Here is a 23,570-nt window from a genome sequence, read left to right as displayed (position 1 = left end):
AACGATATCCCGACAATCTATTTGAAGAAAAGTACTTTCTATCTGCGCCTGAGATCTGCTTTCCGGAGATTGTTAGGCCACCAGATCGATCGATTGTTCATCGGGAATAAGTCCAGCTGGATTCACGAAGCTTTTTACCTGGGGTTGGCCTGGAAGCAGCTGATCTTCGTTGACGATGGCCTTGCAACAGTCAGGTACTACCATGCAATTCACAGCGAAGGTCTCGCCTCCAGGGTCACGGAGGGCAAGCGGAGGCTGTTGGCAAAGCTGGGAGTTTATCTGCAGAGCATTGTTCCTGAAAGGGTAAGTTTCTTCACCTGTTTTCCGCTGGAGAGCTCGAGCAAAGTGGATGTTGAGACTCACGATTTCCCGGTATTTCGTCAGATCTTCCCTCCGCGAATGGAGGGGAAGGAGGGAATCCCTCTGGTGGGATTTATTGGTCAGCCATTCGGGGGAGAGGATCGTTTAAAGCAAATGCGATCCCAGGTGATTCATGTGGTTGAGCGGCACCCGGATGCGAGGATTGTCTATTTCATGCACCGTAAAGAGCGGCGCCGGGAGCTGGTACAGGCTCTGGCTGAACTTCCTGTTGAGCTGCGGTCTTCTCCACGATGGCCCATCGAAGTTGAGGTGTCGCTTTCCCGGGAGCCGTACATAGCGTTCTACAGTTTCACTTCGACGGCTCTGTTTACCCTGAAGAAAATATTCCCGGAGCTTTCCGTTTATCAGGTCGATGATGCAGTTCTCGCTGCAAAACTCCCGTTTTACAGCGAGATTCAAAGTATGTTTCGGGGCATAGGGGTGGAGACAACCCGGCTCTGATGCCGGGTTGGATTTGGGTCCGAGCTACTCTTACTCTCAGGTCTCGTTGTCTTGCGCCTTACGACCGAGTGTCCACAAGCCGGCGTATTTGTTGAAAGTCACCTGGGCATAGGTCACCGCTGTCAGGTAGCCGACTGCCCCGTCCAGAAAACCGAACCGGATGAAATAGACCTGGATGAAGGTCATCAACCCGCGCAAGGTGGGGTAGATCATGGTCCGGGTCTTCTTTCCTCTTCGATGCTTTTCCAGTGAACCGAGCCAAGCATATTTGGCGCTTTTTTCCAGGGAATGGCCAAAGTCCCGATGAGTGTAATGGGTCAGCCGCCCTCTTAGTGTTTTGATTTTACGCCCTTCAGGAATCAGGATTCGTTCGTGAACGAGGGCATCGGAGAAGCGCACTCCCTCGCGACGAAACAGGCGCAAAGGTGCTCGCCCGCTGCGCCCGAAATCGAGGCGTTTGCCATAGATGGTTACGGCCCAGGGCAGCTTGTAGGCATCCGCATCGGGATCAGCAAGATGATGGTTGATCTCCCGGGCAAGCTCGGGTGTGATCCGCTCGTCAGCATCCAGGGAAAGTACCCAGTCGCCGGTTGCCTTCTCCAGCGCCCGCTGCTTCTGGATTCCGAACCCGGGCCAATCGGTGACTTCGACAATATCGGCGTACTTTCTGGCAATCTCTACAGTCCGGTCTGAGCTGCCGCTGTCCAGTACAATGATTTCATCAGCCACCAGGCGGGCGGACTGCAGGCAGTCGGCAATATGGTCTTCCTCGTTCATGGTGATGACGGTGGCAGAAACCTTGACGCGACGTTTACGGTGATAGGAAGCGCGAAGTTCAGTGAACAGAGCTGAAGCCAGGCAGGCTGTTGCCAGCAGGTAAAAAGTCAGGAACAGGCTCCGGTCAAACGTGGCTTCCGTGAGCCCGAACATCAGGTACCCGGTCGACACCATGGTACCTGCAACGGAAATGTGCGCTGTAGGGGCGTGTTTGCTGAACAGGTTGCGGGCAAAGAGTACCAGCGGGATGAAAATCAGGAATGCCCAGCTCAGTATCCCCGGTACACCGCTCATGGCGGCATTGTTCAGCAAGTCATTGTGCGCGTGGCCGGTGCAGCATGCGCCGACTCTGCGACTCGCCTCGCCCGCTGCCACGGCAGCTTCCACGCCCCGCGTGTAGCCTCCCATGCCGGCGCCGGTGAAGGGCTCTTCCAGGAACATGTCCCAGGCCAGTCCCCAGACTTCAAACCGGATCTCCATAGAGTTGTCCAGTTTTCCTCCACCCATGAGTTGATCAAATGAGCGGGACAGCCTGTCGCTGCTGACCGCCGTAGCGACTACCAGCACCGCAATAATCACAGCGCCGCCAATGCGCCACTTTTTGCCGAACAGCGGCAGCAGAAGTAGCGAGAGGAAGGGCAGGGCGACCAGGTTGCTGCGGGTTTCCGAGAGCATCGAGATGACCACGGCGCTCAGGCCCAGCACAAAGAGCAGGGTGGCCGGCACAAGGCGCTTGCTGCGGGCGAAGAAGAAGCCACCCGTCAGGGTAAGCATGCCGCCCAGCAATGCAAGATTGCCGAAGCTGATCGGATTGATGCCCGCGCCGAAACGGATGCTCAACAGTTTTTCGATGGCGCCATTGCGGTCCGCCAGGGCAAGGAGGAACATGGCGATCACCGAGATGGACACCAGGGACAGCGCCACAAAGGTGCCCCTTGCCTTAATCCCGACGAAGGTGAGTGCCACGACCAGTGGCCAGAAAAGGATAAGGCGGGCATGGGTTCCGAGGTTTTTTCCGCCCTCGTAGCTGAAGCCCTCCAGCGTCCACGAACAGAAGCTCACCAACACGAAGAACCAGAAGGCGAAATGGAGCAGCCTCAGTTCCTTTGGGACCTCCCAGCCGGACCGGTACAGGGACTTCCGGATCGTCAGAGTGATCCCGGCGATGGCCAGCAGTGCCGTGGCGCCGGCCAGGATGCTGGAGGAAACCAGGGCACCGCCCAGACCTGTCATGAGTAATGCGGGCAGGAGGATTTGGGGTAGACGTGTCATCTGGGTTTCCATCAGTCCTTGTTACATCTGGTGAGCTTGCAGGAGTGTGGCTCAGCAAACCCGGTCCGGGTTGTAGGGATTCGTTTCCCCGGGGGGGCGATGCCGCAGTCGTTTGTATTCCCATTGGTATTGCTCTGGAGACATCCGCACCACTTTTTCAACCGATTGATTCAGTGCGGTTGCTGCCAAAACGGCGTCGGCATCGCCCATGCCGGGCTCGGCTTCCGTCACCAGAATTCGGAAGCCCTGCCCGTCCGGCAAACGTTCGGCGTAGGTCACAAGTGCCTGCGCGCCGGTTTTATGGATCAGTTTGCTCACCAGGGTCATGGTTTTCACTTCCATACCGAAAAACGGGGCAAAAGCGTTGGTTTTACCTCTGGGCGATTGATCCGGGAGGATGCCGGCCACGCCACCCTGTTTGAGGATGGCCATCAGGCGGGTCAGGCCGCGTCGATCACCACGCACGAGTTCAGAGCCCAGTCTGCCGCGTACCCGGATCATGTAATCCTCGAATTCCGGCAGGTGAGGAGGGCTGTAAAGAGCTGCCATCTTGTAACGTGAGGAGAAGAACAGCCCGGCCAGTTCCCAGTTACCCAGGTGGGGGGCGAGCAATATCAGGCCCTTCCCGGAAGCCAGGGCCTGGTCCACGAGTTCGAGTCCGCGGGTTTCCTTGATCAGGCCCAGGCACTTCTCAACCGGCCATTCCCACATCAGCGGGATTTCCAGCAGTGTCATACCGGTGTGAGCCATGGAATCTTTCGAAAGTCGGTGCTGTTCGTCGGCAGAAAGCTCGGGCAGACAAATAGCGATGTTCGTGTCGGTCACCTTTCTGGACTTCGTCGGCAGCGCCCAGGCAACCAAGCCCACCAGCTTCCCCAGCTTCTGCGCCATACCAAGAGGCATTGAGCCGACAATGTGTAGCAGCCCCGCAATCAGAAAGTACTTCAGCTTGCTCATGTTCTGCCGTACAGGTCCTCGAATCGAACAATATCGTCCTCGCCCAGATAGGAGCCCGACTGGACCTCAATCAGTTCAAGATCGATCACCCCGGGGTTCTCCAGCGAGTGGACCTGGCCCACAGGGATGTAGGTGGACTGATTTTCAGTCACCAGGTAGGTTTTTTCACCGTTGGTCACCTGAGCGGTGCCGCTTACCACGATCCAGTGCTCGGCACGGTGATGGTGCATCTGTACCGACAGTTTGGCGCCGGGCTTTACAGTGATCCGCTTGACCTGGTAACGCTTGCCGCTGTCGATGGAATCGTAAACACCCCAGGGGCGATATACTTCCCGGTGATTCATGTGTTCGTGGCGACCGTCGTTGCGGATGGTCTCCACAACCTTCTTGACGTCCTGAACCTTGTCTTTGTGGGCCACCAGCAACGCATCCTTGGTTTCAATGATCACCAGGTCTTCCACGCCAACCGTGGCGACCAGGCGACTGTCTGCCCGCACCAGGGTATTGCTGGTTTCATGGGCGATCACATCACCGCTGAAGCTGTTGCCGCGCTCGTCCTTCTCGCTGACTTCCCACAAGGCTGACCAGGAACCGATATCACTCCAGCCCGCATCAAGGGACACCACGGCCGCATCGCTGGTCTTTTCCATCACGGCATAGTCAATGGAATCTTCGGGACAATCGGCGAAGACACTGGCATTGATGCGGGTGAAGTGGAGGTCCTGACTCGCATCGTCAACGGCCGCCCGGCAAATCGCGAGAATGTCCGGCCGGTGTTTTTCCAGCTCCTCGAGGTAGCGGCGGGCACCAAAGAGGAACATTCCGCTGTTCCAGAGGTAGTCTCCGGAAGCGAGATATGTCCGGGCCGTATCCAGGTCAGGCTTTTCCACGAAGCTGTCGACCGCGAAGCATCCCGGAGCCAGTTCCGAACCGCGGTGGATGTAGCCATATCCGGTCTCCGGGTGCCCCGGTACAATACCGAAGGTCACCAGGCGGCCCTGTTGCGCCAGGGGAACGGCCCGGGAAACGCCTGCCTGGAAGGCGGCCACATCCTGAATCAGGTGGTCCGCGGCCAATACCAGCATCAGAGGGTCTTCGTCATCGTCACCGAGCTCGTTGACCATCTGGAGAGCCGCCAGGGCAATGGCGGGTGCGGTGTTTCGGCCGCAGGGTTCAAGAATGATGCGGGCATCGTCAAAACCGGACTGGCGCATCTGTTCTGCGGCAAGGAACCGATGTTCTTCGTTGCAGATCAACAGGGGGTCTGCTGCGGCCATTCCATCCAGTCTGTCTACCGTCATTTGCAGCATGGACAGCCGCTCGTCCGTCAGTTTCAGGAACTGCTTCGGGTTCAGCTGTCTGGAAAGCGGCCAGAGACGGGAGCCGGTGCCGCCGGCCATAATGACGGGGTGTATCATGGATTTGCTCCGGGGATTGGGTTGGTCCAGCATCACTCAGAATTTGTGGCCACGGATTCTATCACAAGCGCTTTGTTTCGGCAGGCCAGCTATCATTCTACTGTTCATGTTATTGCGGTTTTGAACTATGAAATTACCGTTATCCGTTTACTACATCACCCAAAACGAGGAGGAAAGGCTACCGGAGTCCCTCGAGCGGGTTCATGACTGGGCCGATGAGGTCATAGTGGTGGATTCGGGCAGCACTGATAACACGGTAGCTATTGCCCGGTCGTTTGGCGCGAGGGTTGTGCACCGGCCCTGGGAGGGCTTTGCGAGCCAGAAGGCCTACGCAGCCAGTTTATGCCGAAATGAGTGGGTGTTGGATCTTGATGCGGATGAGGTGCTCTCCGAGCAACTGGTGGCCAATATCAAGGCTTTGTTTTCTGCTCCCTTACCTGAGGATGTCGCAGGTTATCGGATGCGCTGGGTGCTGTCCCAGCCCAACCCGGGGCACCCGTTTCGTCATGACAAGACCAAAAAAATACTGCGCCTCTACAATCGGTCCAGAGCAGCCATACACGCAGAAAAGGATAGCAATGACGACCGTCCGAGAGTGTTGTCGGGTAAAGTGCTCGATTTGAAGGGGGATGTCCTCCATCGCACTCTCATTTCCCTGGAACAGATGGAGCGTAAGTACTGCCAGTTGTCTTCCGAGCAGGCCAGGTACATGGCCGCCAGGGGCCGAAAGATTTCCTCAGGTCGATTGTTCGTGGAGTTCCCCCTCAAATTCCTCAAGTACTACCTGATCCACCGCCAGATTCTCAACGGCTGGTTTGGTCTTAGCGTGTCAATTACCGCTGCCAACCGCAACTTCATGCGCCTGGCGAAGGCAAAGGAGATACAGATGCTCGAGGAGCTGGATGCACTGGGCCAATCCGATGGTCAGTCGTCGGAGTCCGGGTCGACATAGACCTCCAGTGTTGCGTTGGCCATGGCTTCCAGGGTCAGGTGGGCTCGGGCGTAGTCAAAAGCCAGTTGCTCCTGACGCCTGAGTTCCCCAGGCGCAGACAAGGCTGCGATGATCAGGGTCGACAAGGCGGTGACGGAGTGGTCCGGGGCGATGGCTTCGTTGGGGAGGATTTCAACACAACCGGCCACAGGGGTTGATACAACGAGGCATTGCGCCATCAGGGCTTCGACAAGGATGTAGGGGAATCCCTCCCGCTCGGAGCTGATCACCAGGAGATCTGCCTGCCCCAGGACCGGCATCAGGTTGGTCAGATAGCCAGCCAGGGTGATGGATTCGCTGCAACCCAGTTGCTTCGCCTGCTCCAGAAGCCCGGTCTTCTCGCTGCCATCACCAAAGATGGTCAGATGCGCCGACGGAAACCGTGCCAGCACTCCGGGCCAAGCCGAGATGAGCTGCCGGAAGCCCTTGACCGGCTCGAGCCGGCCGGCGGCAATCACAGTAATGGCTGAGGGCAGGGGATATTCCTCTACCCGCGATACGGTTTCCTCGCTTTGTTGCACATCGATACCGTTGAAAATCCGGAACTTTCGGGGGTGGGTAAGGCTGTCATACACCGGTGTGCTTACCGCGATCACTTTGTCCAGTTGCAGGAAAGGCCTCTCGGTCGACTTGCTGCCGTGAACTGTTCCAATTTTCCGGCATCCAGGCGGCAGTCGCAAACGACTTACCATGGTGGCCGCCTTGCTTCCCTGGGCATGGACCACATCCGGATGCAGTGCGCTGATTATCCGTCGCACCCGGTAACTGAGCCAGGGGTTCCGCCTACCCAGTTGCATGGGGCAGGGATGAAACAAGACCCGTTCGCCAAATTGCTTCCGATAGGACGGATGGGCGAGAACGTGCACTTCGTGGTCAAGCGCCGCGAGGGCGCCAGCGAGATCGGCGGTGTGCTTTTCCATACCACCCCAGCCGGTTCCCGGGGTGCCCAGTATCATGGCAATAATCATGGACGATGGCGCTGTTCCAGAACGTTGCGATAGACCTCGAGAGTCGCCTCCGTCTGCGCCTCCAACCGGAACCGGTCCGGAATCAGGATCTCGTGCTCCGGCGCTTCAAGAATATTCTGAACAGTCGCAGCAAAGGCCGCGGTATTATCCGGAGGCACCAGACCCTCCCGGAAACAGGCCTGGAGGGTCTCTGCCGCCCCTCCGCGATTATAGGCGACGACGGGGGTGCCCGACGCCAGGGCTTCGGTTACCGTCCGGCCGAAGGGTTCGGGCTTGGTGGACATGTGGCAGACCACATCGGCGAACAGATACAGGCTATTCATGTCGTTGCGCTGGCCCAGGAAGGTCACCTTGTCAGTCAGGCTCAGGCGGCTGCGCTCCCGTTCCAGCTCCTCCAGAAAACGCTCCTTGCCCGGCTCGGCGCCGCCGGCGATTAGGCCATGGCAGTCCGGGCGCAGACGGATAAGCTGGTTCATCATCGCGAGGAAGTCCAGCTGGCCTTTCCAGCGGGAAATCCGACCGGGCATCATGATGATTTTCTTGCCGGCCAGCTGGGGGTAACGGGATAAAAAGTGATCCAGCCACTGCTTGCTGAGGGCCCGGTTGTGGAAGGCCTCCACATTGACGCCGCGCTGGATGACGGTGAGCTTCTCTTTCGGAATATTGAAATTCTTCAGTACATAATCCCGCACACAGTTCGACACGGCGATCACGTGATCAGCCCTGGTCATGATGGCGCTATAGGGGTTCACGGAGTACATGCCGTGGAAGGTGGAGACGACTGCAGGTCGATCCGACTCGGGCAGGCTTTTCAGGGCCAGATGGATGATCCAGGCGGGCATGCGGGAACGCACGTGGATGATGTCCGGCTTCAGGTCCTGTATCAGCTTGCGCATGGGCAGGATCTGGCCGAAGGAAGCCAGGGATTTGCGATGAATCGGCATGTGGATATGGGTGGATCCTTGTCCCCGCACCTGTTCCGCCATGGGCCCGCCGTTGGAAACCACGTAGGATTCGTGACCGCGCCGAACCAGTTCGGCAGCGAGATCTACGGTGCCCCGTTCAACGCCACCGCTGTAAAGGGCTGGCAGTGCCTGAAGAATCCTCACGCTGTGTTTCCTTGTTTCGATGTTCGTTGGCTCTTGAGGAACCGCTCTATAATCCATTTGGCTGCCCGGTCGGCCTCCCAGAGTTGCCTGGAAGCTACCGTTTGCCGGGCCATGACACTGCGGTGATCGCTCCAGTGGGCGACGATTCCCGCCTCGGCCAGACGGTTCACGCCATTTGCCACCCGGCTGCCCGGTCTGGCGGGCAGATCCAGGAGGCCTGTGGGCACACCGGAAGTGGCGGCCTCGCACACCATCGACATGCTGTCCGGCGTTGTCCATACCGCCCTGGAAGCAGACAGCTGATGCCTGAGCCAGTTCTCGTGGGTGGTTTCACAGCTCATCACGGTAATCCGGGGGCCGGCAAGGCCCGCGAGACGCTCTAGCATTGCCGGCGGCGTGCGCCGGGAATCGCTGATGGTCCAGCGCCAGTCCGGGTAACGGGCAACCAGATCATTGATCTGGGCCAGTATGGCATCGTCGTCCCAGTCAAAGTGTGGTGAGGGCCCGCCGATCAGGATCAGGGCCTCGCGGTTATCGGTCAGTTTTGCCAGTGGTGTGATGGTGTTTATCACGCCTTCGGTGACAAACACGTTTGCTGATGCTTTCACCCCGTCATGGGCGGGAATGATCGCGCCGTCCACCCAGGACAGTGGAAAGGCCGGTTTCATGATCACCAGCGTTCGTGTTTTGCCCAGGCGTCGGAGCGCGAGCAGCAACCGGTGGGTGCCTGTTCCGGCGGCCACGATCAGGTCGGGTCGGGGCAGGTCGGCGGGCAGGGGCGGTGCCGCTCCGAGCAGGGCGCGCCACAATGGCACCTGGTAGTCGGTTGCATCCAGCCAATACAGGTGTGCACCGGTGTGAGCGCGCAGACGGTTGCCCAGGCCCCTCAGCTGATTCCGGTGCCCGGGCTTGCCGTCGGTCACCAACCAGACCACGGGTCCGTCTTTCTCCGGCTCCATGCTCAATGACACCTCCTACTTTTTCTTGCGCCGGTAGAAACCGGGGTCGTCAGGGTCCGGCCGGGTCTTGAAACGCCGGTGCATCCAGAGGTACTGGTCCGGTGCCTTGCGAATCTCCTGTTCGATGATCCGGTTGATGCGGGTGGCATCCTCAAGGTCGTCCCCGCTGGGAAAGTTCTCCAGTGCCGGGTGGAAGTAGATGTCGTAGCCCGGTTTGTCATCCCGCCGGAAGTGACTGAATGGCACGATTTTGCACCGGCTGCGCTCGGCAATCCGTGAGGTGGCGGTAATGGTGCCGGCGGGAATACCGAAAAACGGCGCGAACACGATATCCTTGCGCCCGTAATCCTGGTCGGTGGCGTACCAGACCGCGCGGTTTTTCTTCAGGCTGCGGAACAGGCCGCGAAGGTCCTTGGCCCCCAGCACATTACCGTAACGCCGCCCCCGGGCGCGGGTCATGACCGCATTCATCAGAGGATTGTTGTGATCCCGCTGCATGACATCGGCTTCAATGTATTCAGTCACCAGGCTGCCTCCCAGATCCAGGGTGCTGTAATGACCGCCCAGCAACAGTACACCTTGACCGGCTTCCAGGGCCTTTTCGAAATGCTCGATGCCGTGGATGCGGGTGATGCCGGTGAGCTTTGACGGGGCCCGGAACCAGGCAATGCCCAGCTCCATCAGCCCGATGCCGTTGGCGATGAAGGCTTTTCGGACCAGCGCCGCCTGTTGCTGTTCGGTCAGCTCAGGAAAACATAGCCGGATATTCACTTCGGTAATGTGACGGCGGCTGCGCGCAAATTTCCACGCCAGCAATCCGGCCAGCTTGCCCAGCCACCACTGCAGACGGATGGGCAGTTGGGCCACCAGCCACATGAAGCCGATACCAAGCCAGGTTGGCCACCAGCGTGGGTGCCGGTAGGCGGAATAGTCCGTGTTGCGTGGCAGTTTGCGGTACTTCTTCTTCAAAACAGGGAACCTTGCATCGACAATGGGTGAATCCGGGGGCACCATGCGGCCCCTTGACGATTTTTGCGCTATGATAACGCACTGTTTTGCCGGGAGTCCTGCGTGTTCCAATTTCTCTATTCCCAGCTCATCCGTCTGATCCTGCCGTTTATCCTGCTAAGGCTGTGGTGGCAGGGCCGAAAGGCTCCTGCTCTGCGCCAGGACCTTGGCCATCGCATAGGGCTGGTTCCCCGGCTTCCGGGACCGGTTGTCTGGGTCCATGCGGTGTCGGTCGGCGAAACCATCGCAGCGGCACCCATGGTGCGGCGCCTGCTGGCGCGGGACCCGCAGATCACCATACTGATGACGGCCATGACCGACACCGGCCTGGCCCAGGCCCGAAAGATGTTCGGTAACCGGGTACGCTATGCCTACGCACCTTACGATAGCCCCGGCTCCATTCGCCGGTTTCTCAATCGCACCCGTCCCCGGATACTGGTCATCATGGAAACCGAGATCTGGCCCAACATGATACGCCAGAGCCGGGCCCGCGGTGTGCCGGTTTTCCTGATCAATGCCCGGTTATCGGAACGTTCCGCACGTGGCTATGAGCGGGTCCGCGCTGTTGTGCTGCCGATCATGCAGAGTATCAGCTGGGTGGCGGCTCAGGCCGAGAAAGATGCCGAGCGCTTCCGGCGTATCGGGGTTATTCCGGACAAGGTGGAAGTCACCGGCAGCGTCAAGTTTGACGTGGATATACCGCCGGATGTCCGGCAGGCCGCTCGGGATCTTCGTGCGCGGCTGGCGGGGCGACCGGTCTGGATTGCCGGCAGTACCCATGGTGGCGAGGATGTCCAGCTACTGACCGCCCATCAGGAGTTGCTGGTTGCCCACCCGGATGCACTCCTGATCCTGGTGCCAAGGCACCCCGAAAGATTCGATTCGGTGGCCAACAAGGCCATGTCCAGGGGGCTGACGGTTGCCAGGCGTTCCCATGGCGAGGATCCGGCTGATGCCCAGGTTTACCTCGGTGATACCATGGGTGAGCTGATGATGCTCTATGGTGCCAGTGACATTGCCTTTGTGGGTGGTTCGCTAATTGAGCGCGGTGGCCACAACCCCCTGGAGCCCGCAGGCTGGGGAATCCCGGTGTTTTCCGGCCCTCATGTATTCAATTTCGAAACCATCTATCAGCGACTGCTGGACGATACTGGCGTCAAGATCGTGGCTAATGCCGAGGAACTGGCGACCTTCCTGATCTCCCTGTTCAGTCATCCCGCGGAGCGGGCGGCGATCGGCCGGCGCGCATTGTCGGTGGTGAACAAGAACCGGGGGGCGCTGGAAAAAGTGGTCGAGGGGATTATCGAGCGGGTCTGAGGAGAGCGGCGGGCAGCGTGGCTGCCCGCCAAAACTGGAAGACCCTTACTGGGTTGGATCGTCCAGGGTCTGCTCCTCGTTGGCCAAGGCTTCGATACCCGGCGCCGTCTCGCTCAGCCAGTTGTTCAGGTCCACCAGATCCTGTGGGCTCAGGGTGCCAGCGGCCTGTTTCAGTTGAAGCGTATTGATTACGTAGTCATACCGGGCATTGGCATAGTCACGCAGCGCCACGTAATAGGCTCGTTCCGCATCCAGCACTTCCACGATATTCCGGGTACCCACTTCATAGCCGGCACGGGTAGCATCCAATGCGCTGCGGCGGGAAATAATGGTTTGTGACAGCGCCGAAGCGGTCTCTACGTTGTTGTTTACGGTCAGGAACAGGCTGCGGGTGTTCACCCGGACATCCCGGCGAACGGTGTTGAGTTGCTGTTCTGAGACCGTCACCAGTGAGCGCTGCTGACGAACACCGGCCTGGGTCCCGCCACCGGTATATAGGGGTACGTTCAGTTCCAGACCAATGACGCCCTGGGTCCCTTCGAACTGGTTGGGGCTGCCGCCGTCAATCTGGTTATCGCCGTAGGAGGCTGTCAGATCCAGGGTCGGGTAATGGCCGGATTTGGCAACCTTCAGGTTGGCCTCGCTGGCGTTGAGGTCGTAGAGCGCGGATTGAATGGACCAGTTCTGCTCCAGGGCCGTGTTTTCCCACGCCGAGGGATCCATCGGTTCGGGGCGACCGAGTGGGAAATTCCGGCGCAGGTTCTCCAGATCCTCCGGGTACTCCCCGGTCAGCCGTGCCAGCTGCTCCTTGGCGACGTTGAGCTGGTTTTCCGCGGCAATGCGCTGGCTCTTGGCGTCGTCATAGCTGGCACGGGCCTCATACACCTCGGTAATCGCAATCAGGCCGACATCAAAGCGCTCCTGGGCCTGCTCGTACTGGCGCTGGATCGCGGCTTCGGTGGCCAGGGCCGTAGTGACGGTGTCCTGGGCCCGGAGCACATTGAAATAGGCAGTGGCCACGTCCAGGATCAGCTGCTGCTGGGCCAGGTTGTACTGGGCCCGGGCGGATTCGGTCTGGAACTGGCTGGCGTCATACTGGAACCAGGAGTCGGCCCGGAACAGCGGTTGCGTCAACTGGACGCCGTAGCTGGTGGATTTGTAGCTTTCATCCTGGATTTCTCCGTCCAGGTCGGTGTGGTTGGCCTCGCCGAAAGCGCCCACCTGCGGAAGAAGTGCACTCTTGCTGACATCGCTGGCTGCCTGCTGCGCCTCAAAACTGGCCTGGGCGGCAGCGATACCGGAGTCATAGGAGAGGGCTTTTTCGTAGGTCTCGATCAGGTCCAGGGCGAGGGCGGGGTGAGCAGCCATCACGCCAATCAGTCCGGAAAGCAGTCGTTTTTTCATTCGTTCTCCTGAATACCTGTGCACATGGGCGTCAGTCCGGGACGCCCGGTAACCGGCCGCACAGTGCTCTCAAGCACCAGGTTGCGCATCCGGCGGGCTTATGGTTGGCCATTATGGACAATATTTCCCCCGGCCTCTACACTTGCAAACGTCACACAAATTGTGTGCCGAACCGAATTTCACTCGCGTCTTGACGGGGTGCTGGCTGACCTGATTCCTGGGTAGCCGGCTGAGATTGCATCGCAGAACCCGCGACCTGATCCGGATAATACCGGCGTAGGGATTAAGACCAGATGACCCAGAAGCAGTCCCGCCCGAGTGGCCCGAACTGCCTGTGCAGGCTCCGTCATACGCGACCCGAAACCCCAGTCAATCTACCGGGAGCGAATGATGACCGACCTGCCATCCTACCTTAGTGATTCCGCCAGAGTTGATTCCGCCGCAATCAAACCGTTACCAAGCTCACGAAAAATCTACGTGCAGGGTAGCCGATCCGATCTCCGGGTGCCCATGCGGGAAATTACCGTGGAAGACACACCCACCGAAATGGGCGGCGAAAAGAACCCGCCGGTGGTCGTTTACGACACCTCCGGCCCCTACACCGATCCCGAAGCGAACATCGACCTGCGCAAAGGCCTGGAGCCCATCCGCGCCGGTTGGATCGCCGAACGGGGTGATGTCGAACAGCTGGAAGGCTACACCTCGGAATTCACCCGCCGGCGCATGAAAGACCCGCAACTGGACCCGCTCCGCTTCATGGACGAGCGCAAACCCCTGCGGGCCAAGCCGGGCAGAAACGTGTCCCAGATGCACTACGCCCGCCAGGGCATCATCACCCCGGAGATGGAATACATCGCCATCCGCGAGAACATGAAGCTCCAGGAAGCCCGGGCGCAGGGCCTGCTGGACCAGCAACACCCCGGCCAGTCCTTCGGAGCCAACCTTCCGAAAGAAATTACCCCGGAATTCGTCCGCGATGAAGTAGCCCGCGGCCGCGCCATCATCCCCGCCAACATCAACCACCCGGAAATCGAGCCCATGATCATCGGCCGCAACTTCCTGGTGAAAATCAACGGCAATATCGGCAACTCGGCGGTCACTTCCTCCATCGAGGAAGAAGTGGAAAAGCTGACCTGGGGTATCCGCTGGGGCGCCGACACCATCATGGATTTGTCCACCGGCAAGAACATCCACGAAACCCGGGAATGGATCATCCGCAACTCCCCGGTCCCCATCGGCACCGTGCCCATCTACCAGGCCCTGGAGAAAGTCGGCGGCGTTGCCGAAGACCTGACCTGGGAAATCTTCCGGGATACCCTGATCGAACAGGCCGAGCAGGGCGTGGACTACTTCACCATCCATGCCGGTGTGCGCCTGCATCACGTCCCGCTTACTGCTAACCGGGTTACCGGCATCGTCTCCCGTGGTGGCTCCATTATGGCCAAGTGGTGCCTGGCCCACCACAAGGAGAGCTTCCTGTACGAGCACTTCGAAGACATCTGCGAAATCATGAAAGCCTACGACGTCTCCTTCAGCCTCGGCGACGGCCTGCGCCCCGGATCAATAGCCGACGCCAACGACGCCGCCCAATTCGGCGAACTGGAAACCCTGGGCGAACTCACCAAAATCGCCTGGAAGCACGACGTCCAGTGCATGATCGAAGGCCCCGGCCATGTACCCATGCACCTGGTGAAAGAGAACATGGACAAGCAGCTGGAATGCTGCGACGAAGCCCCGTTCTATACCCTCGGCCCCCTGATCACCGACATTGCCCCGGGCTACGACCACATCACCTCCGGCATCGGCGCCGCCATGATCGGCTGGTACGGATGCGCCATGCTCTGCTACGTAACCCCGAAAGAGCACCTGGGGCTGCCGAACAAAGACGACGTGAAAACCGGCATCATCACCTACAAGATCGCCGCCCATGCCGCCGATCTGGCCAAAGGCCACCCGGGCGCCCAGATCCGCGACAACGCCCTGTCCAAGGCCCGTTTCGAGTTCCGCTGGGAAGACCAGTTCAACCTCGGCCTGGACCCGGACACCGCCCGGGCCTACCACGACGAAACCCTGCCCAAGGACTCCGCCAAGGTGGCCCACTTCTGTTCCATGTGCGGTCCAAAGTTCTGTTCCATGAAAATCTCCCAGGAAGTCCGGGATTACGCGGCAGAAAACGGGTTGGACGAGGTTTCCGCGATCGACGCCGGGATGCAGGAGAAGTCCCGTGAGTTTGTGGAATCTGGCGGGAAGCTTTACGACAAGGTCTGAGCTTAGGGGGATTCGTCTCCCAGCCTGCTAGTTTTGGTGGGTGAGCCGGGGAGGCGGCCCTGTTCAGAAAACGACTCGAGACGTCCCTGTGCGTCTCGGGCTCCGCCATCCATGGCTCCGCACAGTTTTGGGAAGCATGCCCCAACACCGGTCTCGCACAAAAGCTGGAATCAAGAGGCTTGCAATAAACGACGACCAACGGCTATCGTTCAAAGTCGATTACCAACCGGGGTGAACGATGACCGAACCGTTCCAGTTCAAAGCCAGCGACGTCAAAGTCGAAAAACGCGAAACCGTCTTCCAGGGCTTCTTCCGCATGGACAAGCTCTGGCTGACCCACCCGCGTTTTGACGGCCGAGACATGCCGGTCTTTACCCGGGAACTCTTCATAAGGGGCGACGCCACCTGCGTGCTGCCCTACGACTGCGACCGGGACGAAGTCGTCCTGCTCGAACAGTTCCGCCTCGGCGCCCTCGGCCGCAGCCAGTCTCCATGGCTGCTCGAACTCGTGGCCGGCATGAACGAAGACGGCGAAACCCCCGAAGAAGTGGCACAGCGGGAAGGCCAGGAAGAGGCCGGGCTCACCTTCAGCCGGCTCGACAAGATCTGCGATTACCTGGTATCCCCGGGCGGCAGTACCGAAATGATCCACCTGTACTGTGGCCACATCAGTACCAGGGATGCTGGCGGCCTCTACGGTATGGAGCACGAGCACGAGGATATCCGCGCCCACGTGGTTTCTGCGGACGAAGCCATAGCCATGATCCACGATGGCCGGATCAACAACGCGGCCGCTATCATCGCGCTTCAATGGCTTGAACTGAACCGTTCAAGACTCCGTGAAGGAAAGCAGTGATGACCGAGTGGACCATGAAACCCAAGCGCTACGTGCCGGATCTCCGGCAGCTCGGCGCCCTGTGCGACGGCAATTACCAGCGCCTGAACAAGTTGCGTCAGCTGGAAGCTGATGGCAAACCGGTATGCGAGTTCGAGTTGCATCAGGAGAACCAGTACCTGGGCCGGGTCCGGATCAAGGTTCTGCAGACCGCTCGATTTACCGAAACCCTGCTGCTGGAACAGATCCACAATTCCGGTCGCTGGCTGAACAATCCCCAGATGACCGTACGCGTCTATCACGACGCGGCCATGGCCGAGGTGATCAGCTGTTACCGGGACCGCCAGATCGCGCCGGTCAATGATTATCCCAACCGCTTCATGCATCACCCGGACGAGAAGGTTCAGGTGAACGGCTTTCTGGCCGACTGGCTGGATTACTGTTTGCGTTTTGGCCATCTGCCCATGGAGTACGCCGCCTGGCCGGCCGGCGAGGGTGTGGACTGACGTCCTGTATCGGATGTGTCATAGTTGTCAAAAATAGCAATATGTTGACGGCGCCTGGTGGGAATGTGACTCCGGTTGCAATTGCCGCTGACCCTTTCTGAAGCGTTCGTCGTACACTTGTCCCTGTTTCAAGTGGTTGCATCAGGCTTAACAGGTTCGCCATGACCAGACCGGACGAGGCCCGCCCCTTGCGGGTACTCCAGATAACAGACCCCCACCTGATGGCCCGCGAGGACGGCGCCCTGCTGGGCGTAAATACCAGGGACAGCCTCGCGGCCGTGGTCGATGAGGTGTTGCAGGCCCATGGTCAGCCGGACCTGATCCTGGCTACCGGCGATCTGGCCCAGGACGCCTCCGAACAGGCGTACCGGGTTTTCGGTGACAGCCTCTCCTCCTTCCAATGCGGCTCTGCCTGGCTGGCCGGCAATCATGATGACTCTGGAACACTTGACCGTGTTGCCGCGGAGCACCAGGCCGATCGTCGGCAGATTCTGCAGGGCGGCTGGCATTTCGTGCTGCTGGATTCATCCGTCCATGGCAAGGTTTACGGTGAGCTGGCGGACAGTGAGCTGGCGTTTCTCGAACGCGCGCTTTCCGAGTATCCCGATAGGCCGACCCTGGTCACGCTGCACCATCACCCGGTGGATATCGGGGCGGACTGGATGGAGAAAATCGGGCTCCGTAATCGTGACGCCTTCTGGGCCGTCATAGACCGCCATCCCCAGGTGCGGATCGTGCTCTGGGGTCATGTCCATCAGGAGCACGCAGAAATCCGGAACGGGGTGCAGTTGCTTGCCACACCCTCCACCTGTATCCAGTTCACCTCCGGCGCCAGGGACTTTTCCGTGGAGCCACTGGCACCGGGTTACCGCTGGTTCGAGCTCGAGCCCGATGGCCATTTCCGGACCGAAGTCCATCGCGCCAGAGCCTTCGAGTTCGAGCTGGACCAGAAGAGCTCCGGCTACTGAGTTGCCAGTTCGCTTTCCGCGACCGGTTGCTCCAGCCCCTGTCGGAGCTCCCTGGCCGCCGCGACCATCGCCCTGAGTGCCGGTCGCACCTCCTCCCACTGCCGGGTTTTCAGGCCACAGTCCGGATTTACCCACAGCCTCTTGGCTGGAATCCTCTCTGCGGCCTTCTCCATCAGGGCAATGATCCCGGCCGGCTCCGGCACGTTGGGTGAGTGGATGTCGTAGACTCCGGGGCCAATGTCGTTGGGGTACTCGAAGTTCCGGAAAGCATCGAGGAGCTCCATATCGGAGCGGGACGTCTCGATGGTAATGACATCGGCGTCCATCCGGGCAATCGCCTGAATGATGTCATTGAACTCCGAATAGCACATGTGGGTGTGGATCTGGGTTGCCTCATCGACCCCGTTGGCGGCAATCCGGAAGGCGTCGATGGCCCAGTCCAGGTAGTCCTGCCAGTCGGATTTCCGCAGAGGCAGGCCCTCCCGCAGCGCAGCTTCGTCAATCTGGATGATCCGGGTGCCCGCGCTCTCCAGTTCCTGCACCTCTTCGCGGATGGCCAGGGCAAGCTGCCAGCAGGTCTCCGTTCGGGGCTGGTCATCCCGGACAAAGGACCAGTTGAGCATGGTCACCGGTCCGGTCAGCATGCCCTTCACCGGCTTATCGGTCAGCGACTGGGCGTACCGGATCCAGTCCACGGTCATGGCTTTTGGCCGGGTGATGTCGCCAAACAGGATGGGCGGTTTGACGCACCGTGAGCCGTAGGACTGGACCCAGCCAAATCGGCTGAAGGCATAGCCATCCAGCTGCTCCCCGAAATACTCCACCATGTCATTCCGCTCGGCTTCGCCATGGACCAGAATATCCAGGCCGAGTGATTCCTGCTCGCGAATGCAGTGGGCAATCTCCTGCTTGATCCGGTTCAGGTACTCTCCTTTACCCAGTTTTCCCGAACGGAACTGTTGCCGCACCTGCCGGATATCTCCGGTTTGGGGGAAGGAGCCGATGGTCGTGGTCGGAAACAGGGGGAGGGGCAGGGCCTTGCTCTGGAGCTTTTGGCGCGTTTCGAAACTGCTGTTTCTCTGGCCAAGCTGAGGGGTAACCCGGGACATGGCCTCCCGGAGCACCGGATTGCGGGTCCGTGGCGACTGCCGGCGAGTGTCAACGGCAATGCGGTTGTCCTCGAGTTCCCGGGCAACACTGCTCCGCCCGTGGTTCAGGGCCGTGGCAAGAGTGGCCAGCTCCCGGAGTTTCTGGCGGGCGAAGGAAAGCCACTGACGAATGTCCGGGTCGAGTTTGTCCTCTGGTTCCAGATCGACGGGAACATGCAGCAGCGAACAGGACGGTGCCAACCACAGCCGCTCTTCGAGTCGTGAATGCAACGGTTCCAGCCAGTCCAGGGTGGTATTGAGATCGGTTTTCCAGACATTCCGGCCGTTGACGACACCCAGGGACAGTACTTTGTGAGGTGCCAGCCAGTCTGCCAGCCGGTCGGCTTCAGGTCGGGCCGTCACAGCATCCAGATGCACGCCGGCCACCGGCAATTCACAGGCGAGCTGGAGGTTTTCACGCAGCTGGCCGAAATAGGTGGTCAGCAGAAGTTTCGGACGAGCCGCCTTGAGGTGGTGGTAGGAAAGGCTGAAGGCGTGGCGCCAGCGATCGTCCAGTTCGGTGATCAGGGCAGGCTCATCCACCTGGACCCACTCCGCACCGGCCTCGGCGAGTTGGTCGAGCAGGTCGCCGTAAACGGGCAGGAGTCGCTCGAGCAGTGCCAGGGGATCGCTGCCGTCCTTGGCTTTGCCCAGCCAGAGATAGGTGACCGGGCCGATGATGACCGGTTTGGCACGGTAGCCTTGTTGCCGGGCCTCATCGAGCTGGGCCAGTATCCGGCTGCTGTCGAGCTGGAATTCCGTGTCCCGGTGAAACTCCGGGACAATGTAGTGATAGTTGGTGTCGAACCACTTGGTCATTTCGCCGGCCTGGGTGCCGCAGCAGCTATCGTCATTGGCGCCGCGGCCCCGTGCGGCCCGGAAATACCGGTCGAGTCGGTGCCCGCCCGGCTTGCCCGCACGTTCAGGCAGGTGTCCGAGAGTTTCGCTCATGTCCAGCACCTGGTCGTACAGGGAAAAGTCTCCTGCCGGCACGAGATCCAGTGCCTGTTGGTCCTGCCAGTGGCGACGTCGCAGGTCACTGGCGGTAATCTCCAGCTCCTCCTCGGTCAGCCGGCCTTGCCAGTAGGCTTCCAGAGCGAATTTCAGTTCCCGTTGGGCGCCGATACGGGGGTAGCCCAGTGAGTGAGTGGTAACCATCGTGTACTCCTGACGTCTGATTTTTGCTTCGGATAAGAGTCGGTCAGGTTAGGCGGGCTTAGATATGAATAAAAATGGTATTATTTCAATATTCCATGAAATAAATTCACGAACTGGCGGGTTGGCCCATGATTGATCGACACCATCTCGAGATTCTCCGTGCCGTTGATCGCGACGGCTCCCTGACGGCGGCGGCAGAGTCCCTGCATCTGACGCAGTCGGCACTCAGCCATGCCATTCGCAAGCTGGAGCGTTACCTGGGCACATCTCTGTGGCTCCGGGACGGTCGTCAGCTGCGGCTGACCCAGGCTGGAGAGTATCTGCTGTCACTGTCCAACCGGCTGTTGCCCCAGCTTGAGCATGCCGAGCAGGTGATTGGCCAGTTTGCCAGGGGGCAGAGGGGCACACTCCGCATCGGGATGGAATGCCATCCCTGTTACCAGTGGTTGCTGAAGGTGGTTGGGCCCTATCTTGAGCGCTGGCCGGATGTGGATGTGGATGTGAAACAGAAATTCCAGTTTGGTGGGATCGGCGCGCTGTTCGGTCATGACATCGATATGCTGGTGACCCCGGACCCGCTGCATCGGCCCGGATTGGTGTTTGAGCCGGTGTTCGATTATGAGCAGGTCCTGGTGGTTTCCACGGAACATCCGTTGGCGAGCAGGGAGTTTGTTGTGCCCGGCGATCTGGAGCGGGAAACCCTGATCACCTATCCGGTGGAAGTGGAGCGGCTCGATATCTATACCCGCTTCTTTTTGCCCGCTCACGCGAGCCCCGCCCGGCACAAGACCATCGAGACGACGGACATCATGCTGCAGATGGTCGCCGCTGGGCGGGGTGTGTCTGCGCTGCCGAAATGGCTGGTGGCGGAGTATGCTGAAACTCTCCCGGTGGTTCCGGTTCGTCTGGGAGAGGAAGGGCTGCCGAAGCAGATCTTTCTGGGCCTTCGTGAGCGGGATTGTGAGGTGGATTACCTGAATTCGTTCATGAACCTGGCCCGGGAGGTTCGCTGGGGCTAGGCTCTTGCGTTAAACTGCGCGAAAAATTCAACAGGAAGCACAACCATGAGTGATATCCCCGCAGACCTGAAATACATTGAAACCCACCAATGGGTGCGGGTGGCCGATGACGGCACGGCAACCGTTGGTATTACCGATTTTGCCCAGGAGCAGCTCGGCGATGTGGTTTACATCGGTGTGCCGGATGTTGGCGTGACGGTTAACGGTGGTGAGGAAGCCGGTGTTGCTGAATCAGTGAAGTCGGCCTCGGATGTGTTCAGCCCGGTGACCGGAGAGGTGATTGCCGTGAATGAGAACCTTGAGGATGAGCCGGAGTTGGTCAATGAGGATCCTTATGGCGATGGCTGGATGTTCAAGGTGAAGCTGGAGGATGCCGGTGAGCTGGATGGGCTGATGGATGCCGCCGCTTACGCAGAGCATGTGGCTGCCGAGGAGTAGGAGCTCCGGCGCCATACTCCGTGCAGGAGCAGTCGGGCAGGGCTTTCGAAAACACGCTCCTTGCGGCACGTCCCTGTGATGCTTGAGCTCCGCCATCCATGGCTCCGCACAGTTTTCGAAAGCCCTGCCCGACTGCTCCCATGTCTGGGTGCAGTGGCCAATTGGCTATAATCTCGCATCTTTTGATTCCTTGTTTGGCTGGTGTATCTGATGAATTTCCCGATTTTGTATCTTCGAAAAGGCGCCGAGCGCCGCCTCCGTGCCGGCCATTTGTGGGTTTACAGCAATGAGGTTGATACCCGCCGTACGCCGTTGACGGAGTTCCAGCCCGGTGATCAGGCCGAGCTTCGGGCGTCCAATGACAAGCCGCTCGGCACGGTGTTTGTTAATCCCCATGCGTTGATCTGTGGCCGGTTGATCAGCCGGAATCCGTCCCAGGGGATGACGCCGCAGCGGTTGACGGAACGGATGGAGCTTGCGCTGGCGATGCGGGAGCGGCTGTTCGACAAACCGTTCTACCGCTGGGTTTTTGGTGACAGCGACGGGCTGTCCGGGCTGGTGGTTGACCGTTTCGGGGATGCCGTGGTGGTGCAGATTTCCACGGCGGGCATGGAGCTGATGAAGGAGGCGATTGTTCGCGCCGTTCAGCGTCTGGTGCATGCCAATGCGATCATCCTGAAAAACGACGGCAAGATGCGGAAGGTTGAGGGTCTGGATACCTATGTCGAGCAGGCGCATGGGCCGGAGGCGGATCTTCTGCAGGTCGAGGAGAATGGCGTTCGCTTTGAAGTGCCGCTGGCCGGTGGGCAGAAAACCGGGTGGTTCTATGATCATCGGATGAATCGCCAGCGTTTGCAGGCCTATGCGCCGGGTAAGCGGGTGCTGGATGTGTTCAGTTATGTCGGTGGCTGGGGGCTGCAGGCTGCCTGTGCCGGTGCTACCCAGGTTACCTGTGTCGACGCCTCGGCAACGGCAATCGATGCGGTGCACCACAACGCGAAGATCAACGGGCTGGATAATATCGAGACCATTGAGGGCGATGCCTTTGAAGCACTCAAGGCCCTGGCCGACGAGAAAGAGAAGTATGACATCGTGGTACTGGATCCGCCGGCCCTGATTCCCCGTCGCCGGGACCAGAAAGCCGGCGAACAGGCCTATGCCCGCCTGAATCAGTTGGGACTTCGGCTGCTTGAGCGGGACGGGTTGCTGGTTTCAGCGTCCTGTTCCATGCATCTGTCCCAGGAAAAGCTGATCGACATCATCCGCAGCAGCGGCCGGAAAATTGATAGGTTCGTACAGCTGCTGGAGCAGGGGCACCAGGCGCCGGATCATCCGGTGATTCCGGGGATTCCGGAGACGGATTACATCAAGTCGTGCTTCGTGCGCTCGCTGACCGGGTTTATGTGAAAGGCCTGAAAACGGGGTCAGAAGAAGGCTTTCTTCAGACCCCAAGTTCAATGCCTGCTCCGGGGTCTGATGAAAGCCTTCATCTGACCCCTGCTTTTGACCCAGGCTTGACACTTTCCCTCTCACACGGGGTCTGATGAACGCTTTCATCTGACCCCTCTTTCACCCTGAATTCACCCCCGCAACGAAATCACCGGCCACCCGGACTCCTTCGCCAGCACTTCCAGCCTCGGATCCGGATCCACTGCCACCGGGTTTTCCACCTGCTTCAAAAGCGGCACGTCGTTATGGGAGTCGCTGTAGAACCAGGCGCCCTCCAGGGTGCGCGTGTGGTGGTCAAGCCAGTCGTTCAGCCTGGTCACCTTGCCGTCCTGGAAGCTGGGGACACCGGCAACCTCCCCGGTATACCGGCCATTGACCAGTTCCGGCTCGGTGGCGATCAGGTGCTCAACGCCCAGCAGGTCCGCAATCGGCTCGGTGACAAACCGGTTGGTGGCGGTGATGATCATTAGCGTGTGGCCCTGCTGGCGATGCTGGTCCAGCAGTTCCCGGGCCTTGCTCTGCATCATCGGGCGTACTTTTTTCTCGAGGAAGGCATCGCGCCACGCCAGCAGTTCGTCCATTTCATGCCGGGCCAACGGCTGCAGTGCGAAGCGGAGGTAATGGAAAATGTCCAGCTCGCCGTTCAGATATTCCTGGTAGAACCGGTCGTTGGCCTTACGGTATTCCTCGGCATCGACCAGGCCTTCTTCCACCAGAAATTCGCCCCAGGCGTGGTCGCTGTCGCCAGCCAGCAGGGTGTTGTCCAGATCAAAAAGTGC

20 protein-coding genes and 1 riboswitch are annotated in these 23,570 nt (G+C 59.6%); of the genes, 10 read left to right on the top strand and 10 right to left on the bottom strand.

Features of this window, described 5'->3' with window-relative positions; genetic code table 11:
* Positions 1 to 822, top strand: an 822-nt coding sequence (locus tag ACESMW_RS14760) for a hypothetical protein (RefSeq protein ID WP_372987782.1), incomplete at its 5' end; no start/stop codon positions are given.
* A gap of 36 nt (positions 823 to 858) precedes the next feature.
* On the opposite strand, the gene ACESMW_RS14755 is transcribed toward ACESMW_RS14760, so the two are convergent.
* From ACESMW_RS14755 to ACESMW_RS14745, 3 genes are read right to left on the bottom strand one after another with little or no spacing between them, the layout of a single operon-like run.
* A complete protein-coding gene (locus tag ACESMW_RS14755) occupies positions 859 to 2,871 on the bottom strand; it encodes a glycosyltransferase (RefSeq protein ID WP_372987781.1) in 2,013 nt (670 codons plus the stop codon).
* A gap of 51 nt (positions 2,872 to 2,922) precedes the next feature.
* On the bottom strand, positions 2,923 to 3,828 hold the full coding sequence (locus ACESMW_RS14750) for a lysophospholipid acyltransferase family protein (protein WP_372987780.1): 906 nt from the start codon (positions 3,826 to 3,828) through the stop codon (positions 2,923 to 2,925).
* Positions 3,825 to 5,246: a mannose-1-phosphate guanylyltransferase/mannose-6-phosphate isomerase gene (locus ACESMW_RS14745; protein WP_372987779.1), complete on the bottom strand. Its 1,422-nt coding sequence runs from the start codon at positions 5,244 to 5,246 to the stop codon at positions 3,825 to 3,827. Before ACESMW_RS14745 ends, ACESMW_RS14750 begins: the two co-directional genes overlap by 4 nt.
* Positions 5,247 to 5,373: 127 nt before the next feature.
* Between ACESMW_RS14745 and ACESMW_RS14740 the strand changes: the two genes are divergently transcribed.
* Entirely contained in the window at positions 5,374 to 6,198 is an 825-nt protein-coding gene (locus ACESMW_RS14740) for a glycosyltransferase family 2 protein (RefSeq protein ID WP_372987777.1), read from the top strand.
* On the opposite strand, the gene ACESMW_RS14735 is transcribed toward ACESMW_RS14740, so the two are convergent.
* The 4 genes from ACESMW_RS14735 to lpxL are packed head-to-tail and all read right to left on the bottom strand — an operon-like array spanning position 6,171 to position 10,242.
* Complete coding sequence (locus tag ACESMW_RS14735) at positions 6,171 to 7,193, bottom strand: glycosyltransferase (RefSeq protein ID WP_372987776.1); 1,023 nt, start codon at positions 7,191 to 7,193, stop codon at positions 6,171 to 6,173. The genes ACESMW_RS14740 and ACESMW_RS14735 overlap by 28 nt on opposite strands.
* 8 nt (positions 7,194 to 7,201) lie before the next feature.
* Positions 7,202 to 8,314, bottom strand: coding sequence for a glycosyltransferase family 4 protein (locus ACESMW_RS14730; protein ID WP_372987775.1), 1,113 nt, complete (start codon positions 8,312 to 8,314; stop codon positions 7,202 to 7,204).
* Complete coding sequence (locus ACESMW_RS14725) at positions 8,311 to 9,273, bottom strand: mitochondrial fission ELM1 family protein (RefSeq protein WP_372987783.1); 963 nt, start codon at positions 9,271 to 9,273, stop codon at positions 8,311 to 8,313. The genes ACESMW_RS14730 and ACESMW_RS14725 overlap by 4 nt, the downstream gene beginning before the upstream one ends.
* 15 nt (positions 9,274 to 9,288) lie before the next feature.
* A complete protein-coding gene (lpxL, locus tag ACESMW_RS14720; protein WP_372987774.1) occupies positions 9,289 to 10,242 on the bottom strand; it encodes an LpxL/LpxP family Kdo(2)-lipid IV(A) lauroyl/palmitoleoyl acyltransferase in 954 nt (317 codons plus the stop codon).
* A gap of 102 nt (positions 10,243 to 10,344) precedes the next feature.
* Here lpxL and waaA point away from each other — a divergent pair, with 102 nt between their 5' ends.
* Positions 10,345 to 11,598 (top strand): lipid IV(A) 3-deoxy-D-manno-octulosonic acid transferase, encoded by a 1,254-nt coding sequence (waaA, locus tag ACESMW_RS14715; RefSeq protein WP_372987773.1) that lies wholly within the window; start codon positions 10,345 to 10,347, stop codon positions 11,596 to 11,598.
* Positions 11,599 to 11,643: 45 nt separating this feature from the next.
* Here waaA and ACESMW_RS14710 read toward each other — a convergent pair whose 3' ends face one another.
* The gene (locus tag ACESMW_RS14710) at positions 11,644 to 13,002 is read right to left on the bottom strand and encodes a TolC family outer membrane protein (protein WP_372987772.1); all 1,359 of its coding nucleotides are present in this window, start codon (positions 13,000 to 13,002) and stop codon (positions 11,644 to 11,646) included.
* Between the two features lie 184 nt (positions 13,003 to 13,186).
* Positions 13,187 to 13,302: riboswitch (TPP riboswitch) on the top strand.
* Positions 13,303 to 13,392: 90 nt separating this feature from the next.
* Here ACESMW_RS14710 and thiC point away from each other — a divergent pair.
* The 4 genes from thiC (at position 13,393) to cpdA (ending at position 17,579) form a co-directional block, all read left to right on the top strand.
* Positions 13,393 to 15,270, top strand: coding sequence for a phosphomethylpyrimidine synthase ThiC (gene thiC / locus ACESMW_RS14705; protein WP_372987771.1), 1,878 nt, complete (start codon positions 13,393 to 13,395; stop codon positions 15,268 to 15,270).
* Between the two features lie 238 nt (positions 15,271 to 15,508).
* Entirely contained in the window at positions 15,509 to 16,126 is a 618-nt protein-coding gene (locus ACESMW_RS14700; RefSeq protein WP_372987770.1) for an NUDIX domain-containing protein, read from the top strand.
* Positions 16,126 to 16,611 (top strand): DUF1249 domain-containing protein, encoded by a 486-nt coding sequence (locus tag ACESMW_RS14695; protein WP_372987769.1) that lies wholly within the window; start codon positions 16,126 to 16,128, stop codon positions 16,609 to 16,611. The genes ACESMW_RS14700 and ACESMW_RS14695 overlap by 1 nt, the downstream gene beginning before the upstream one ends.
* Positions 16,612 to 16,772: 161 nt before the next feature.
* A complete protein-coding gene (cpdA, locus tag ACESMW_RS14690; RefSeq protein ID WP_372987768.1) occupies positions 16,773 to 17,579 on the top strand; it encodes a 3',5'-cyclic-AMP phosphodiesterase in 807 nt (268 codons plus the stop codon).
* On the opposite strand, the gene metE is transcribed toward cpdA, so the two are convergent.
* Complete coding sequence (gene metE, locus ACESMW_RS14685; RefSeq protein ID WP_372987767.1) at positions 17,573 to 19,885, bottom strand: 5-methyltetrahydropteroyltriglutamate--homocysteine S-methyltransferase; 2,313 nt, start codon at positions 19,883 to 19,885, stop codon at positions 17,573 to 17,575. The genes cpdA and metE overlap by 7 nt on opposite strands.
* 128 nt (positions 19,886 to 20,013) lie before the next feature.
* On the opposite strand from metE, the gene ACESMW_RS14680 reads away from it, so the two are divergent.
* The 3 genes from ACESMW_RS14680 to ACESMW_RS14670 all read left to right on the top strand — a co-directional run bounded on the left by ACESMW_RS14680 (position 20,014) and on the right by ACESMW_RS14670 (position 22,749).
* On the top strand, positions 20,014 to 20,904 hold the full coding sequence (locus tag ACESMW_RS14680) for a LysR family transcriptional regulator (RefSeq protein WP_372987766.1): 891 nt from the start codon (positions 20,014 to 20,016) through the stop codon (positions 20,902 to 20,904).
* Between the two features lie 45 nt (positions 20,905 to 20,949).
* On the top strand, positions 20,950 to 21,342 hold the full coding sequence (gene gcvH, locus ACESMW_RS14675) for a glycine cleavage system protein GcvH (RefSeq protein WP_372987765.1): 393 nt from the start codon (positions 20,950 to 20,952) through the stop codon (positions 21,340 to 21,342).
* Positions 21,343 to 21,552: 210 nt separating this feature from the next.
* The gene (locus ACESMW_RS14670) at positions 21,553 to 22,749 is read left to right on the top strand and encodes a class I SAM-dependent rRNA methyltransferase (RefSeq protein ID WP_372987764.1); all 1,197 of its coding nucleotides are present in this window, start codon (positions 21,553 to 21,555) and stop codon (positions 22,747 to 22,749) included.
* Between the two features lie 173 nt (positions 22,750 to 22,922).
* On the opposite strand, the gene ACESMW_RS14665 is transcribed toward ACESMW_RS14670, so the two are convergent.
* Positions 22,923 to 23,570, bottom strand: a 648-nt coding sequence (locus ACESMW_RS14665) for an HAD family hydrolase (protein ID WP_372987763.1), incomplete at its 5' end; no start/stop codon positions are given.

Origin of the sequence: Marinobacter sp., assembly GCF_041690455.1 — a bacterium.
In the GTDB taxonomy this organism is placed as follows: Bacteria; Pseudomonadota; Gammaproteobacteria; order Pseudomonadales; family Oleiphilaceae; genus Marinobacter.
This window is presented reverse-complemented; position numbering and strand designations above follow the sequence as displayed.